The sequence below is a fragment of the Nocardioides sp. L-11A genome, assembly GCA_029961745.1.
Taxonomy (GTDB): Bacteria; Actinomycetota; Actinomycetes; order Propionibacteriales; family Nocardioidaceae; genus Nocardioides.
Map to the genome: position 1 here is coordinate 535,611 of CP124680.1, position 14,710 is coordinate 550,320.

A 14,710-nucleotide genomic window follows, 5' to 3' on the forward strand; every position below is an offset into this window, starting at 1 on the left:
ACCGGATTTCCGGTTCACCTACCGGATTCGTCGCCGATCCGGCGCGATGACAGCAGATTCGGTCGTTGAGCCGAGCAGATCAGCCGCCGAGCAGGGCCCGGTAGCGCTCGCGATCGGCGTTCATCTGCCAGCCGGGGTCGTCGGCCGGCGGCGCCCAGGTCGACGCGTCGAGCGCGAGCCGGCCGGCCTTCATCTGCTCGATGGTCTCCCGCAGCCAGGCCAGCTCGGCGACGGCGAGGTCGAGCCAGAGCACCACGGTGCGCAGGGCGTGCGGCGGGGCGTCGGCGGGCGCCGCCGGGGCGGCGAGCCGGGCGACGAGCTCCTCCAGCGCCACCCGACGGCGGACCAGCGAGCGCAGCGCCCGGTCGGGCGGGACCAGGGGCAGCAGGCCGAACGCCGCACTGAAGCCCTTGCGGTCGACGACGCTGACCTCCTCCAGGCCGGCGGTGATCAACCGCTCGAGCTCGGTGCGGCCCGCGTCGGTCGCCTCGTAGACCGCCACCTCGCGGCCGCCGTCCTCGAGGTCGTGGCGGACCAGGAAGCCCTGCTTGGTCAGCGTGGCCAGGCCGTTGTAGATCGAGCCCGGGTTGAGGTTGGCCCAGTCGTCGACGGTCCAAGACAGCAGCTCGCGGCGGATCTGGTACCCGTTCACCGGCTCGAAGAGCGCGACGGCACCCAGCAGCAGCATGCGGGTGTCGTGGGCGGCCATGCCCGGATTCTAGGGAGCCACTGATCGATCTCGCCTGCTGCGTGCCGCGCTCGCGACGGCGACATCGATCAGCACCTCCCTAGGAGTCGCCGGTGCCGTCGCGGTCGGCGGAGGAGAGCAGGTCGCCGAGCCCGTCGCGGCCGACGCCGAGCTTGCGGTAGGCCCGGGACAGGTGCACCTCGACCGTCTTGGTGGTGACGAACAGCCGCTGGGCGATGTCCCGGTTCCGCAGCCCGGTCGCCGCCAGCTCGCACACCCGGCGCTCGGCGGAGGTCAGGGCGGCCACGCCGGTGACCTCGATCCGGCCGGCCCGTCCCCCCGCCAGGGCCAGCTCGGTCGTGGCCCGCGCGGTGAGGACCGTCGCGCCGAGGCGGTGGGCGAGCTCGCGACCGGTCCGGAGCTGCTCGCGCCCCTCCACCCGGCGCCCGGTACGACGCAGGGCCGATCCCAGCGCGACCCGGGACCGGGCCTCCTGGAGGCGGGCCTGGGAGCCGTCGAGCACCGCGACCGAGCGCTCCAGCAGCGCGATGCCGTCGGCACCGGCCACCTCGCCGGCGATCCGCAGTGCCTGCCCGAGGACGCCCGCGGCCCCCTTCTCCTCGGCCCGAGCGAGCTCGACCGCGGCCAGCTCGCGCGCCTCGTCGATCCGCCCGAGTGCCCACAGGCTCTCCACCGCGGCCGCCCGCCAGGCGCACCAGGTGGGGGAGTCCACCTGCAGCGCGTCGAGGCGGCGGCCGCAGGTGCGCAGCGAGTCCAGTGCGGCGGCGTGGTCGCCGGTGGCGGCCTGGACCAGCCCGCGGGCCCGCAGCAGATGGATGCCCCCGGCGTGCATCAGGTCGGCGAGGATCTCCTCCGGGACGCTGTCGACGGCGGCCCGGGCCTCGTCGTACCGGCCCTGCTCGAGCAGCGCCTCCGCGCGCCCCGCGTGCGAGAGCACTCCGACGATGGTGCCCCCGGCGACCAGGTCGGCGTGCTCCAGCGCGGCGTCGAAGTCGGCCATGCTGTCGTCGAGCCGGCCCGCCCACAGGTGCGCCCAGCCGCGGACGAAGGACGCCGCGACGTGCATGAGCACCGAGCCCTCGCGCGCGGCGAGGTCGAGCCCCTGCGCGCACAGGCCCGCCACCACGGCGTACTCGCCCGCGGCGGCGAGCTGGAGCCGCGCGATCGTCCACTCGAAGGGATTGGCGACCTGCTCCGGGGTCAGCCCGTCGCCGATCGCCCGGCGGGCCAGGGCATGGACCTCGGTGCTGGGGGCGCTGACGGCGTTGGCGACCGCCGCCTGCTGGATGAGGAGCAGGCGCTCGCCGGGGGTGTCCCCGGCCAGGCGGCCGTGCGCGGCGAGGCGGGCTCGCGCGGTCGTGACCTGCCCGGGCACCTGGAGCGCGGCGGAGACCAGCACCGCCTCGACGATCCGGGCGAGGTCGCCGTGCTCGGGTCCGAGGCCGTCGAGAGCGGCGGTGAGGATCGGGACCGTGCGGTCGTAGAAGCCGCCGACGTTGTACGCCGTCGCGAGGGCCAGCGCGGACTGGGCGCGGAGCACCGGGTCGGTCACGCCGTGCGCCGCCCGCTCCAGGGTGACCACCGACGCGGGGTCGCCGGCGTGGAGCTCGGCCGTGCCGAGCTCGACCAGCACGCCCGGGAGCTCGACCGCCGGGGGCGGCTCGGCGATCGCCCGCCGGAGCAGGTCGACCGCGGCCTGGGGCGCGCCGTCCGCCAGCGCGGCCCGCGCCGCGGTGCGCAGCAGCTCGACCGACCACGGGTCGCCGACGCCCTCCGCCTCCACCAGGTGACCGGCGGCGACGTGCAGCCCGTCGTCCTCGCCGGCCAGGGCCCGGGCGGCGCGGCGGTGCAGGTCGTCGCGGGCGGCGGCGCCGGTCGCGGCGGCGACGGCGCTGCGCAGCAGGGCGTGCCGGAACCCCAGCTGCCGCTCGGTGGCGAACAGCCCGGCGTCGCGGAGCCGGTCGGCCGCCGTACCGGCCGCCTCGGGGGTCAGCCCGGCCAGTCCGGCCGCGACCCGCAGCGGAGCGGTGTCGAGGACGGCGACGACGCGGGCCAGTGCCTGCTCCGGCGCGGCGAGGGCGGTGAGCCGCTGGACGACGGCATCCACGACCGTGCGCGGCACGAGGGTGCGCACGTCCGCCGTACCGGCGCTGTCGGGGTCGGTGGCCGCGAGCAGGTCGGCGAGGGCCACGACGAGGAAGGGGTTCCCGCCGGTGACGTCGGCACAGGCCGCCGCCAGCTCGTCGTCCACCTCGATGTGCCAGAGCTCGGCCAGGCAGGAGCGGACGCCGGCGACGCTCAGCGGGGCGAGGTCGAGCCGGGCGGCGTCGGCGACCAGTGCGGCGAGGGCGGGGCTGCGCCGCTCGGGCAGCACGTCGCGGGCGGCGACCACCAGGAGCACCGGCAGCTCGTCGGCGCGGCTCAGGACGTGGTGGCAGAAGAGGAGCGACGCCTCGTCGGCCCAGTGCGCGTCGTCGACCGCGAGCACGAGCGGCCCGTCGGCCGCGAGCCCGTCGAGCAGCCAGTACAGGCTGTTGAGCATCACCGACGGGTCCGCGACCGGTGCCCCGCGATGCAGCACCAGGTCGACCGCGGGCCGGGCCGCGCCGTGCGCGATCCCGTCGAGGCCGTCCAGGGCGGCCGGGTCCAGGTCGGCCAGGACCCGACCGAAGAGCTGCCGGACGACGCCGTACGGCGCGTGTGCCTCCAGCTCGCCCGCGGCGGCGCGGAGCACCGGCAGGTCACCGGCCGTCGCGAGGGCGGTCTCCAGCAGCGCGGTCTTGCCGACGCCGGCCGGGCCGAGCAGGCACAGGGCGCCGCCCGTGCCCGCGCGCAGCCGGTCGAGGGCGGCCCGGGCCTCCGCGAGGCTCGCCTCCCTCTCGAGCAGTCGCGCCGAGATCACGCTGGTGAGCGTAGGGGACGGACGGTCCCGGATCGTTGGGCGTGACCGATCCCCGGGCGGGATCAGTTGTGCTCGGGGACCAGGACCGGCCAGGTGACCCGCGAGTAGAGTCGCCGGCATGAAGCGTGAGATCTACGACGAGGACCACGAGGCATTCCGCGCGTCCGTCAAGGAGTTCGTGGACCGGTCCGTCCTGCCGCACACCGAGGAGCACATCGCCGCGAAGGCGCTCCCGCGCGAGTTCTGGCTCGAGGCGGGCAAGCAGGGCCTGCTCGGCCTGTGCGTCCCGGAGGAGTACGGCGGCTCGGACGCCGGCGACTACCGGTTCAACGCCGTCCTGCAGGAGGAGCTCGCCAAGGCGGGCGCGGCGTACCCCACCTGTCACGGCATCCACGCCGACATCACGGCGCCGTACATCGTCGAGCTGGGCACCGAGGAGCAGAAGCAGCGCTGGCTCCCCGGCATCTGCTCCGGCGAGATCCTGCTCGGCATCGGCATGACCGAGCCGTCCGGCGGTTCCGACCTCGCCGCGCTGAAGACGACCGCCGTCCGTGACGGCGACGCGTGGATCATCAACGGCTCGAAGACCTTCATCACCAACGGCTACTCCGGCGACCTCTTCGTCACCGCCGTGCGCACCGACCCGGAGAAGGGGCCCAAGGGCATCACGCTCTTCGGCATCGAGGCCACCATGGAGGGCTTCTCGCGCGGACGGAAGCTCGACAAGGTCGGCATGGAGGAGTCCGACACCGCCGAGCTGTTCTTCGAGAACGTCCGGGTCACCGACGCCGAGATCATCGGCGAGCTGAACATGGGCTTCATCCACATGATGCAGAAGCTCCCGCAGGAGCGGCTCGGCTGCGCGGTCGCGAACATCGCGCACGCCAAGCAGATCCTGCTCGAGACCGTGGACTACGCCAAGGAGCGCCAGGCCTTCGGCGCCCCCATCGGCACCTTCCAGCACAACAAGTTCCTGCTGGCCGACCTGGTCACCCGGATCGAGGCGGCCGAGGCGTATATCGACAAGTGCGTGCTCAACCACGCCCAGGGCACGCTCACCGCGATCGACGCGGCCAAGGCGAAGTGGTTCTCCTCGCAGGTCCAGTCGGAGGTGCTCGACCACTGCGTGCAGCTGCACGGCGGCTACGGCTTCATGAACGAGTACCGGGTCGCCCGGGCCTGGCGCGACGCGCGCGTCACCAAGATCTGGGCCGGCTCCAACGAGATCATGAAGGAGCTCATCGGCCGCGATCTGGGCCTCTGACCCGCATCGACCCGGCGCATCTGAACGTCTCAGACGCATCGACCCGGCGCGTTCAGACGCGCCGGGTCGATGTGGTCTGGGCTCAGTGGCCGCCGAGTCCCTCGGAGAGCGCGCGGGTGGTCCGGACCAGTGCGCGGGCCATCGGGCTGTCGACGTCGGCGGAGACCGTCACGGCCGTGCCGACGATGGCCATCGCGGCGACGATGGTCTCGCCCTCGAAGATCGGCGCCGCGATGGTGCGGACGCCGTTGATGTCGGGGGAGTTCAGGGACAGGCCCAGCTCGCGGATGGTGTCGAACTCCGCGGCCAGCTCGGGCGCGCGGCGCAGGATCGACTTGAGTCCGGGGACCTGCTCGGGCGGCAGGAAGGAGCAGAAGACCCGACCCTGCGCGGAGTCGGTGAGGTCGAGCCGGGCGCCGGAGCGGACGCCGATCCGGATGATGTGGTCGGTGTTGTCGACCGAGCGGACGACGGTCGCCGTCTCGCCGTCCCAGACCGAGAGGACGACGGTCTCGTCGACCTCGTGCAGCAGCGCCTCCATGTACGGCTCGGCGGCAGCGACGATCGGCAGGCCGGCGCGGGCGGACGCGGCGAGGGTCAGCACCTGGGGGCCCAGCGAGTAGAGCGCGGTGCGCTCGTCGTACCGGAGCAGGTGGGCGGCGCGCAGCGCCTTGGTGTAGCGGTGCGCCGTGGCCTTGCTGGTGCCGAGCGACGCCGTCAGCTCGTTGAGGCTCAGGTAGGGCTTGGCGACCGTGAACGAGCCGAGGACGACCGCAGCCCGCTCCACCGTCTGGATGGTGGGAGCGGTCTCGCTCGTCTCTCTCTTGGGGCTCTTGCTGGTGCTCATGTGACCTCGAATCGGGGCGCTGGGCTCGACGGAGTATCGCACGGGAGGAGCGCCGCGCCGCCTTGTCCGGCGGGCGCGGACGCCCCGTGTCGTCAGAGGTCTGACGAATGCCCGGGCGTGAGCGCGGATCCGGGACGGACCAGCGCGGTGATGTGGTTCACGGCGAGGGCCGCCTCGCCGAAGCCGATCGAGATCAGCTTGACCTTGCCCTCGTAGTGGGCGAGGTCGCCGGCGGCGAAGACCCGGGCCCGGTTGGTGCGCATGGTCCGGTCGACCAGGATGTGCCGCTTCTCCTGCTCCAGGCCCCAGCCGTCGATCGGGCCGAGGTCGGCGATGAAGCCGAGCGCGGCGACGACGGCCTGCACCGCGAGGGTGCGGCTCTCGCCGTCACGGGTCTCGATGACGACCTCGTCGATGTGGTCCTCGCCCGACACCTTGGCCACCTCGTACGGCGTCAGCACCTCGACGCTCGAGGCGCCCAGTTGTGCGACGCTGCGCTCGTGGGCACGGAACTGCGGTCGGCGGTGGACCAGCGTGACGCTGCGCGCGATCTCCTCCAGGCCGAGCGCCCAGTCCAGGGCGGAGTCGCCGCCGCCCACGACGAGCACGTCCTGGTCGGCGAGCTCGGCCAGTCGGGGCACGAAGTAGCGCAGTCCGCGGTCGAGGTACTCCGAGCCGACGGGCAGCTCGCGCGGCGTGAAGCTGCCGATGCCGGCGGTGATGAGCACCGCCCCGGCCCGGACGACCTCGCCGGTGTCGGTGGTGACCTCGACGCCGTCCTCGTGCTCCACGAGGCCGACGGCGGTGCGGCCGAGCAGCATCAGCGGGTCGGCCGAGCGGGCCTGGGCGTGCAGCGCGTCGACCAGCTCCTGGCCGCGGACCGAGGGGAACCCGGCCACGTCGTACAGCGCCTTCTCGGGGTAGAGCGCGGCGACCTGGCCGCCCACCTCGGGCAGCGCGTCGAGGAGGGCGACCTTCAACTCGCGGAAGCCCGCGTAGTAGGTGGCGTAGAGGCCGGTCGGGCCGGCGCCGACGACCAGCAGGTCGACCTCGTGGGTCGTCCCGGTGCTCATGCGACGTCCGGGTGGTCGGCGCCGACGCGGCCGACCTTGCGGGCGCCGCCGGGGGAGCCGAGGTCGGCGAAGAACTCGGAGTTGATCCGCTCGTAGTCCTTCGACTCGTCGGGCAGGTCGTCGTGGTGGTAGATCGAGATCTGGGGGCAGACCGGCTCGCAGCGAGCGCACTCGACGCACTCGTCGGGCTGGATGTACAGCATCCGGTCGCCCTCGTAGATGCAGTCGACAGGACACTCCTCCACGCACGACCGGTCCATCACGTCGATACAGGAACCAGTGATCACGTAGGGCACGACTACTCCATTTCCGTATATGTATGCCGAGACAGCATCTCTCATTACAAGACAGGACAATGAACCCAGGAAGGGGTCGGCGTCAACCCGTCGGCCGGATTCATCCGACCTCTTGACAGCCCCGGTGGGGTGGGCGAGGCTATGTCGCATCGCGAGATGGTATCTCGCGATAGTGATCAGAGTGCACGACGGCGAAGGAGCGACCGACATGTCAAGCGAAGTGTCCGAGCGAGTGGCGGAACCCATGCTCGTCGAGGACTGGGAGCGACTCACGTTCCGCGTCAACCGGGAGGCCTACCGGTCGCCGGAGATCTTCGCCCGCGAGCGGGTGGACGTGTGGCTGCGGACCTGGCTCTACCTCGGGCACGAGACGGAGATCCCCGACGTCAACGACTTCAAGGTCCGGACCATCGCCGGCCGGCCGCTGATCTTCTGCCGCGACACCGAGGGCCAGGTGCGGGCCTGGCTCAACTCCTGCCCGCACCGCGGCACCGTGCTGTGCCGCGAGACCGAGGGCTCGCAGCGCCGGTTCCAGTGCTTCTACCACGCGTGGACCTTCAACAACGACGGCACCGTCGCGGCGATCCCGGACGACGGCGCGTACGAGGACATCGAGTCGCTGCAGAAGAACATGATGCTGCGCGCCGTACCCCGCCTGGAGATCCACGAGGGCTACGTGTTCATCTCGTTCAACCCCGACGTGCCGCCGCTCCTCGAGCACCTCGGCGACGCCGCCGACTACATGACGATGATCGAGCAGCAGCACGCCAGCGGCGTCACCACGCTGCCCGGGGTCCAGCTCTACAGCGTGCGCGGCAACTGGAAGCTCGCCGTCGAGAACGCCATGGACGGGTACCACTTCTCGCCGACCCACAACACCTTCGTCGGCTACCTGCGCGAGTCCGGCTTCGCCGTCACCGACGACAACCAGTACGCCTACAACCTCGGCAACGGCCACTCGCTGCTGGTGCTGACCGGTCACGGCGGCCGGATCTCCATGGTCTGGGAGCCGCGCTTCGGCGAGGACGAGCGGGTCCGCACCGAGGAGCACCGCGCCGAGATGGTGGAGCGCCTCGGCGAGGAGCGCGCGCACTACATCGCCGACGAGAGCCACATCCTCTTCGTCTTCCCGAACCTGCTGCTCTTCGACATCGAGGGCCTCTCGATCCGGCAGCTGGAGCCGGTCGCGCCGGGCCACACCGATGTCCGCGCCTGGCAGCTGGTGCCCCGCGAGGAGCACCCGGACTCCCGGGCGCTGCGGATGAAGACCGTGGTCAGCTTCGTGGGCCCCGGCGGCCTGGCGACGCCTGACGACATCGAGGCGTACGAGGCCGTCCAGCGGGGCATCGAGGCGACCAGGGGCGCCGGCGACCTCGACTACAGCGACATGTCGCGCGGCATGCGCGACGAGGTCAAGGGCGAGCAGGGCCGCTCGATCGACGAGGGCGCGATGCGCGGCTTCTGGCGGTACTGGGAGGAAGCCGTCGGCGGCGGCCTCGCGGTGACCGGTGACCGGCCGGCCAGCTTCCTCGAGGGGAGGGACGTGCGATGACGCAGGCAGACGTGCGCGGCTCGATCGAGGTCGCCGGACGCACCATCACCCGCGGCGACATCGAGGACTTCCTCTACGCGGAGGCCGACATCCTGGACGCGTGGGACTACGACGGCTGGTTCGCGCTCTTCGAGGAAGGCGCCCGCTACGAGGTCCCGACCACCGACTACCGCGGCTGGTCGCTGCACACCGGCGGCTCGTTCGTCGACGACGACTACGACCTGATCAAGGCCCGGGTGAAGCGGCTGAAGTCGCGCAAGGCGCATGCGGAGAACCCGCACTCGCGCACCCACCGGCTGATCTCCAACGTCCGGCTCTTCCCGGGCGAGGAGGAGGGCACGCTGCGGATCCGCGCGTCCTTCGTCGCGCACCGGGCCCGCGACGGGCAGTTCGACACATACGTCGGCTGGTACGAGCACGTCGTCGTCCCGACCGACGCGGGCCTCAAGTATCGACTGCGCCGGACGATCCTCGGCCACGAGGCGCTGCCCGTCGGCGCCCGACTGAGCTTCATCCTCTGACGGCAGGAGCGGCCCGATGATCCGACACACCCTGCTCTTCCGGTTCGCCGACGAGGTCCCCGCGGGGACCAGGCAGGCGATCCTGGCCGAGCTGGAGACCTTCCCCGAGCGCTATCCCGCGATGCGGCACTGGTCGATGGGGGAGAACATCAGCAGCCGGGACCAGACCTACACCCACGGCATGTCGGTCGAGTTCCCTGACGAGCAGGAGCTGCTCGCCTACCTCAACAGTGAGTCGCACGAGCAGTTCGTGCGCGAGAAGTGGCGGCCGGTGATCGCCGACCAGGCGATCGTCGCCTACGAGTTCGCGGGCCCCGAGGGCGACGCGGGAAGGGAGGGACGCGTGACCCAGCGTCCACGCGGTCCGTACGGCATGGAGTACGCCCGCATCGAGGTTCCGGACATGCAGGCGACGATCGACTTCCTGCAGTACCACGTCGGGCTCCAGCTCGAGCAGCACACCGACGAGTACGCCTACCTGCGGGCCGACATCGAGCACCACGCGATCGAGCTGATCAGCGCCCCCGAGCGCACGGACGGCTGGACGACGGCCGTCGGCTTCAGCGTCGAGAGCGAGGAGGTGCTCGAGGAGATCAGGCAGCGCGCCATCGCCGCGGGTCAGGAGATCCTCCCGCTCCAGGAGCGCCAGCAGGCGCTGTGCGACAACGGCTTCGCGCTCGCCGACCCCGAGGGTCTGCTCGTCGAGCTCTTCACCGAGTTCCAGGAGTACGCCGAGCCGCCGAGCATCGAGATCCGCCCGCTCGACCTGGTCCACCCCTTCCTCGCGACCACCAAGTACGAGGAGATGCTGGACTTCTACATCAACGTGCTGGGGTTCATCCCGTCCGACCACATCGTCGGCTCGGCGACCTTCCTGCGCTGCGAGGACCGCTACCACCACAGCCTGGCGATCCAGAAGAACGACGAGCACTACGTCGCGCACCTCTGCTTCGCGATGAAGAGCCTCGACCACGTCATGCGGATGCGCGCCCGCGCGCTCTACAAGGGTGCGCCGATCGCCTCGGACATCGTCAACCACTCGGCATCGACGTCCATCGCGTTCTACCTGCACGACAAGAAGTTCGGCCCGCGCTTCGAGCTCTGCGACAGCCACCGGGTGTTCACCCCGGAGGAGCACGAGACGCACCGGGCCCGGAAGATGCCCGCCGACCCGCGCAATATCGACGTGTGGCGGCCGGCATCGGACGACTGGGGTCGTTTCTGACCGAGGTCCTGGTCGAGCTCCTGGGCGTGCTCGACCAGACGCCGGCGCCCCGTGGCCGCGAGCGACGCGCGGCCACGGCGCTGGCGCAGTGGTGCGGTGAGCGGTGGCCCGCGATCACCTGGACCGTGCAGCCCTACGGCGTCGAGGGTGCCAACCTGGTCGGGCACGCCGGGCCGGGGCCGCTGCTCTACTCGCACCTCGACACCTCCCTCGACGGGGAAGGGATCTCCGATCCCCTCGTCACGGGCCGCGACGACCCGGTCGGTCCACTCCGGGTCGCCGACGGCACGGCCGAGGGGTTCGGGCTCGGCGTCGCCCGAGCGCCGGCGGCGGCGGCGTTGGCAGCCTTCGCCGCCGCCGGCAGGGGCACGCTCCTGCTCGCCGGCGGGGGCACCCACCGCCGTGGCGGTCGGGGCGAGGGCGTCCGCGCCTTCCTCGCCGACGCCCCCAAGATCCCCTCCGCGATCGTCGCCAAGGGCGGTCCACGCGGACTGCTCTGGGAGGAGCCGGGCGCGGCCTATCTCCGGGTCCGGGTCACCGGCACCTCCGGGGCCGCGCTCGCCCCCGCGTCGGCGACGCCGGCCGGCGGCGTGCTGCGGCACGCGGGCGTCGTCCTCGACGCGATCGAGCGGTGGCGGGAGCGCTATCTCGCCAGCCGTACGCCGGTCGGCCAGGTCGGCGCCCAGGTCGGGGTGGGGGCTCTGCGCGCCGGCTGGCCGGACAAGCCGGACCTGCTGCCGGCCGAGCTCCTCATCGACCTGTACGTCGTGACCGTGCCCGGTGAGCGCCCGTCCCGGCTGGCCACCGAGCTGACCGCCTGCCTGCACGCGCTGCTGGCGACGACCCCCCTGGCCGGCTGTGGCTGTGTGGTCGACGTCGAGTGGCTGCACGGTGCGCAGGCCACCGAGGCCCGCGCGCCCGTCGTCCGGGCGGCGCAGGACGCCTGGGAGCACGTCTTCGGCGAGCCGGTGCCGCACATCGTCGGCTGGACCGGCTCGACCGACGGCGTCGTCCTGCGTGAGCACGGGATCGACACCGTGCGCGTCGGCCCGCAGAGCCTACGATCGTCCTCCGATCCGCGTCGCGATGTCGTGGACCTGGCCGAGCTGGAGCGCTACCGCGAGCTCTACACGGCCCTCCTCGCGGGTGACCATCACCCGCACCAGAGGGCGCCGCGGGCCCGGCACGACCACGAGCACCACCACTGACACCCGGAGGTTGCTCCACGCCGCCTTATCGAGGGCGATATATCCAGCTACGATCGGAGTCGTGGACATCCGGGCAGAACGACGTGCGGCAGGCCTGACCCAGGCCGAGCTGGCGGCTGCCGCTCAGGTGCCGCAGCCCAACCTGTCGGCGTACGAGAACGGGCGACGCGTCCCCAGCCCCGAGGTCGAGGGTCGGATCCGCCGGGCTCTGGTCGGTCGCCCGTCGGCTCGTGTGCAGCGGCACCGCGCGTCGATCCGCGAGATCGTCACGGCTCACCATGCGACGCGGCCGCGGCTGGTGGGCTCCGTCGCGCGCGGAGAGGACGAGCCGGGCTCCGACGTCGACCTGCTCGTCGACTTCACCGACGAGGCCAGCCTGCTCGACGAGGTCGGTCTCCGGCTGGCATTGACCGACCTTCTCCAGGTGCCGGTCGACGTGATCGCGGCCGACGCGCTTCGTGAGCCGCTGCGCTCGCGCATGCTCTCCGAGGCGGTGGCCGTGTGAGCGACGGCGCTGCCAGGGCGCGTGACGCTGCTGTCCGCGTCGTCACGGTCTGTGAGGTGCTCGCGGGGCTTGCTCCGCCTGACGTCGAGACCTTCGTGGGGGACGTGCGCACCCAATGGGCCGTGGAGATGGGGCTGATCCGGATCGGCGAAGCCATCAACCGGATCCCGGCCGACATCCTGGAGCGTTTCCCCGACCAGCCGTGGCGACTGATGATCGCGATGCGCAACTTCGCCGCGCACCAGTACGACGATCTCGACCCGCATCGCGTGTGGCGGACGCTCACCTCCGATGTGCCGGCCCTATGTACCTACCTCGTCGACATCGTGTTGCCCGGGCTCGATGGCACCAGCTCTTGATGCATATCGCATTACAAGACGTCATCCCGCATGCTTGACGCATGTGGCCCTGCTCACTAGAGTCGGCGACGACGGCATCGCCTCTCGTCCGGGAGTCGATTACAGCCCTGACGCACTGTGCGCCGGGTGTGCGGCCGACAGCCACCCGAGATCTCCTGCCAGTGCTTCGCGAGGCGAGATCGCTCTTTGTCGAGGAGAGCGGGAACTGGAGGTCAGATGCGCGTGGACACCATCGTCGCGAACGGGCGGATCGTCAGCCCGAGCGGTGTGGTCGACGCCGCGGTCGCCGTGCAGGACGGCCGCATCGTCGCCATCGCCGACGAGAGCGTGCTCCCGGAGGCCGCGGAGCGGATCGACGCCGCGGGACGCTACGTCCTGCCCGGCATCGTGGACCCGCACGTCCACCTGGGCGGCGGCCGGCCGCTGTCGGAGATCTTCGCCTCCGAGACCGCCTGCGCGGCGGTCGGGGGCGTCACGACCGTGCTGCAGTACCGCCGGTCCCCGTCGACCTTCTTCGACACCTTCCCGGCCGAGCTCGAGACCGCGAAGACCCGGATGCTGGTCGACACCCAGTTCCACTTCATCATCTCCACGATGGAGCAGGTGGAGGAGATCCCCCGCTACGCCGAGGAGTTCGGTGTCACGAGCTTCAAGTTCTACATGGGCGGCTACGAGCCCGGTAACCCCATCGGCCTGGTGTCGGTCAACGACGCGGTGCTGTACGCGGCCATGGAGAAGATCCGCGAGCTCGGGCCGTACGGCTGGTGCATGGTGCACTGCGAGGACGACTCGCTGGTCTGCCACCTGACCGCCAAGGTCAAGGAGGCCGGCGGGGACGATCTCGCGGCCTACAGCGCGTCGCGGCCCGACTTCGTCGAGGAGCAGGACCTGCTCCGGGCGATCTGGCTCGCCGACCTGCAGGAGTGCCCGCTCTACGTCCCGCACACCACCGTCGGCATGGCGGTCGACGCGGCTGCCGAGTCGCGCCGCAAGGGCCGCACCGTCGTCCTCGAGACCTGCCCCCACTACCTCGCCCTGACCGCCGACGACGCCCGCCTGGCCGGCTCCGGCGTCGGCAAGGTCGCGCCGGCGCTGCGCAACGCGGAGCACCAGGCCGAGCTGTGGCGCGGCCTGCGCGAGGGCTGGATCTCGACGATCGGCTCCGACCACGTGCCGATCCCCAAGTCCGGCAAGGGCATCTGGGAGGAGGCGCCCGGCTTCGCCGGTCTCGCCACGATGCTGCCCGTCGTCCTCACCGAAGGCGTGCTCAAGGGCCGGATCGCGATCGAGAAGGTCGCGGAGACCATGGCCTACAACCCGGCCCGGCTGTTCGGCCTCGCGCCGACGAAGGGCTCGATCCAGGTCGGCGCCGATGCCGACCTCGTCATCGTCGACATGGAGACCGAGCGGGTCGTCGGTCCCGAGGTCACCCAGAGCGAGTTCGTCAGCGCCTTCGAGGGCGTCCCGCTGCGCGGCTGGCCGACGCTGACCATGCGTCGCGGCGACGTGATCTACCGCGACGGCGAGGTGCTGGCCCAGCCGGGCAGCGGCCAGGTCGTCGTGAAGCCCGAACCCGACAAGGACAAGGAGAGGAACTGGCATGCCGCTTAACGTGAAGCTCGACCCCCGGGACGTGGGTCTGCTCGTCGTCGACATGCAGAACGGCTTCTGCCACCCCGAGGGGTCGCGGGGCCAGGCGTTCGGCGCCGATGCGGTGAAGAACCCGCAGGACATCATCCCGAACGTCACGACCGCGGTCGACCTGGCGCACCGCCTGGACATCCCGGTGTGGTTCACCCAGCAGGTGCACTACGACGACGACGTGCTGCGCAGCCGGCGCCGCATCCCGTCGCACCTGGAGCGCCGGGGCGTGAAGCTCGAGCTGTGCCGTCGCGGCACCTGGGACGCCGAGCTGCTCGACGAGATGAAGGCGATCAAGGAGGACCGCGACGAGGTCGTCGTCAAGCACCGCTCGAGCGCCTTCTTCCAGACCACGCTCGAGGTCGAGCTCCGGATGAAGGACGTGCAGGTCCTCGTCGTCCTCGGGACGACGACGAGCTTCTGCGTGGACTCCACCATCCGCGACGCCTACGCACGGGACTTCGACGTCGTCGTCCCGGCCGAGTGCGTGGCCGACTCCGACGACGAAGCGCACGCCGCGACCCTGGCGAGCATCGAGCGCTTCCACGGTGTCGTCACCGACCTTCCTGGGTTGACCGCCGCGCTCGATGGCTGAGCCTGGACCCGTG

Annotated in this window: 14 protein-coding genes; 9 read left to right on the forward strand and 5 right to left on the reverse strand. The window is 71.6% G+C overall.

Annotated features, from left to right (window positions below):
• Positions 1 to 79 precede the first annotated feature (79 nt).
• Together QJ852_02450 and QJ852_02455 are read right to left on the reverse strand one after the other, a co-directional pair.
• Entirely contained in the window at positions 80 to 709 is a 630-nt protein-coding gene (locus QJ852_02450; GenBank protein WGX97303.1) for a PadR family transcriptional regulator, read from the reverse strand.
• Positions 710 to 788: 79 nt separating this feature from the next.
• Complete coding sequence (locus QJ852_02455; protein ID WGX97304.1) at positions 789 to 3,611, reverse strand: AAA family ATPase; 2,823 nt, start codon at positions 3,609 to 3,611, stop codon at positions 789 to 791.
• 118 nt (positions 3,612 to 3,729) lie between these two features.
• On the opposite strand from QJ852_02455, the gene QJ852_02460 reads away from it, so the two are divergent.
• Positions 3,730 to 4,875: an acyl-CoA dehydrogenase family protein gene (locus tag QJ852_02460; protein ID WGX97305.1), complete on the forward strand. Its 1,146-nt coding sequence runs from the start codon at positions 3,730 to 3,732 to the stop codon at positions 4,873 to 4,875.
• 82 nt (positions 4,876 to 4,957) lie between these two features.
• Here the strand turns inward: QJ852_02460 and QJ852_02465 are convergent, their stop codons facing one another.
• The 3 genes from QJ852_02465 to QJ852_02475 form a co-directional block, all read right to left on the reverse strand.
• A complete protein-coding gene (locus QJ852_02465) occupies positions 4,958 to 5,722 on the reverse strand; it encodes an IclR family transcriptional regulator (protein WGX97306.1) in 765 nt (254 codons plus the stop codon).
• A gap of 92 nt (positions 5,723 to 5,814) precedes the next feature.
• The gene (locus tag QJ852_02470; protein WGX97307.1) at positions 5,815 to 6,795 is read right to left on the reverse strand and encodes an NAD(P)/FAD-dependent oxidoreductase; all 981 of its coding nucleotides are present in this window, start codon (positions 6,793 to 6,795) and stop codon (positions 5,815 to 5,817) included.
• A complete protein-coding gene (locus QJ852_02475) occupies positions 6,792 to 7,091 on the reverse strand; it encodes a ferredoxin family protein (GenBank protein ID WGX97308.1) in 300 nt (99 codons plus the stop codon). The genes QJ852_02470 and QJ852_02475 overlap by 4 nt, the downstream gene beginning before the upstream one ends.
• Positions 7,092 to 7,299: 208 nt before the next feature.
• Here QJ852_02475 and QJ852_02480 point away from each other — a divergent pair, with 208 nt between their 5' ends.
• The 8 genes from QJ852_02480 (at position 7,300) to QJ852_02515 (ending at position 14,697) form a co-directional block, all read left to right on the forward strand.
• Positions 7,300 to 8,643, forward strand: coding sequence for an aromatic ring-hydroxylating dioxygenase subunit alpha (locus tag QJ852_02480; protein WGX97309.1), 1,344 nt, complete (start codon positions 7,300 to 7,302; stop codon positions 8,641 to 8,643).
• Positions 8,640 to 9,164, forward strand: a complete 525-nt coding sequence (locus QJ852_02485) for an aromatic-ring-hydroxylating dioxygenase subunit beta (protein WGX97310.1) — start codon at positions 8,640 to 8,642, stop codon at positions 9,162 to 9,164. Before QJ852_02480 ends, QJ852_02485 begins: the two co-directional genes overlap by 4 nt.
• Before the next feature lie 16 nt (positions 9,165 to 9,180).
• Positions 9,181 to 10,389, forward strand: a complete 1,209-nt coding sequence (locus tag QJ852_02490; protein WGX97311.1) for a Dabb family protein — start codon at positions 9,181 to 9,183, stop codon at positions 10,387 to 10,389.
• Positions 10,353 to 11,597: a hypothetical protein gene (locus QJ852_02495; protein WGX97312.1), complete on the forward strand. Its 1,245-nt coding sequence runs from the start codon at positions 10,353 to 10,355 to the stop codon at positions 11,595 to 11,597. The genes QJ852_02490 and QJ852_02495 overlap by 37 nt, the downstream gene beginning before the upstream one ends.
• A 61-nt stretch (positions 11,598 to 11,658) precedes the next feature.
• Complete coding sequence (locus QJ852_02500; protein ID WGX97313.1) at positions 11,659 to 12,102, forward strand: helix-turn-helix domain-containing protein; 444 nt, start codon at positions 11,659 to 11,661, stop codon at positions 12,100 to 12,102.
• Positions 12,099 to 12,461: a DUF86 domain-containing protein gene (locus QJ852_02505; GenBank protein WGX97314.1), complete on the forward strand. Its 363-nt coding sequence runs from the start codon at positions 12,099 to 12,101 to the stop codon at positions 12,459 to 12,461. The genes QJ852_02500 and QJ852_02505 overlap by 4 nt, the downstream gene beginning before the upstream one ends.
• A 222-nt stretch (positions 12,462 to 12,683) precedes the next feature.
• Entirely contained in the window at positions 12,684 to 14,072 is a 1,389-nt protein-coding gene (locus QJ852_02510) for an amidohydrolase family protein (GenBank protein ID WGX97315.1), read from the forward strand.
• A complete protein-coding gene (locus tag QJ852_02515; protein ID WGX97316.1) occupies positions 14,062 to 14,697 on the forward strand; it encodes an isochorismatase family cysteine hydrolase in 636 nt (211 codons plus the stop codon). Before QJ852_02510 ends, QJ852_02515 begins: the two co-directional genes overlap by 11 nt.
• The last annotated feature ends 13 nt before the right edge of the window (positions 14,698 to 14,710 follow it).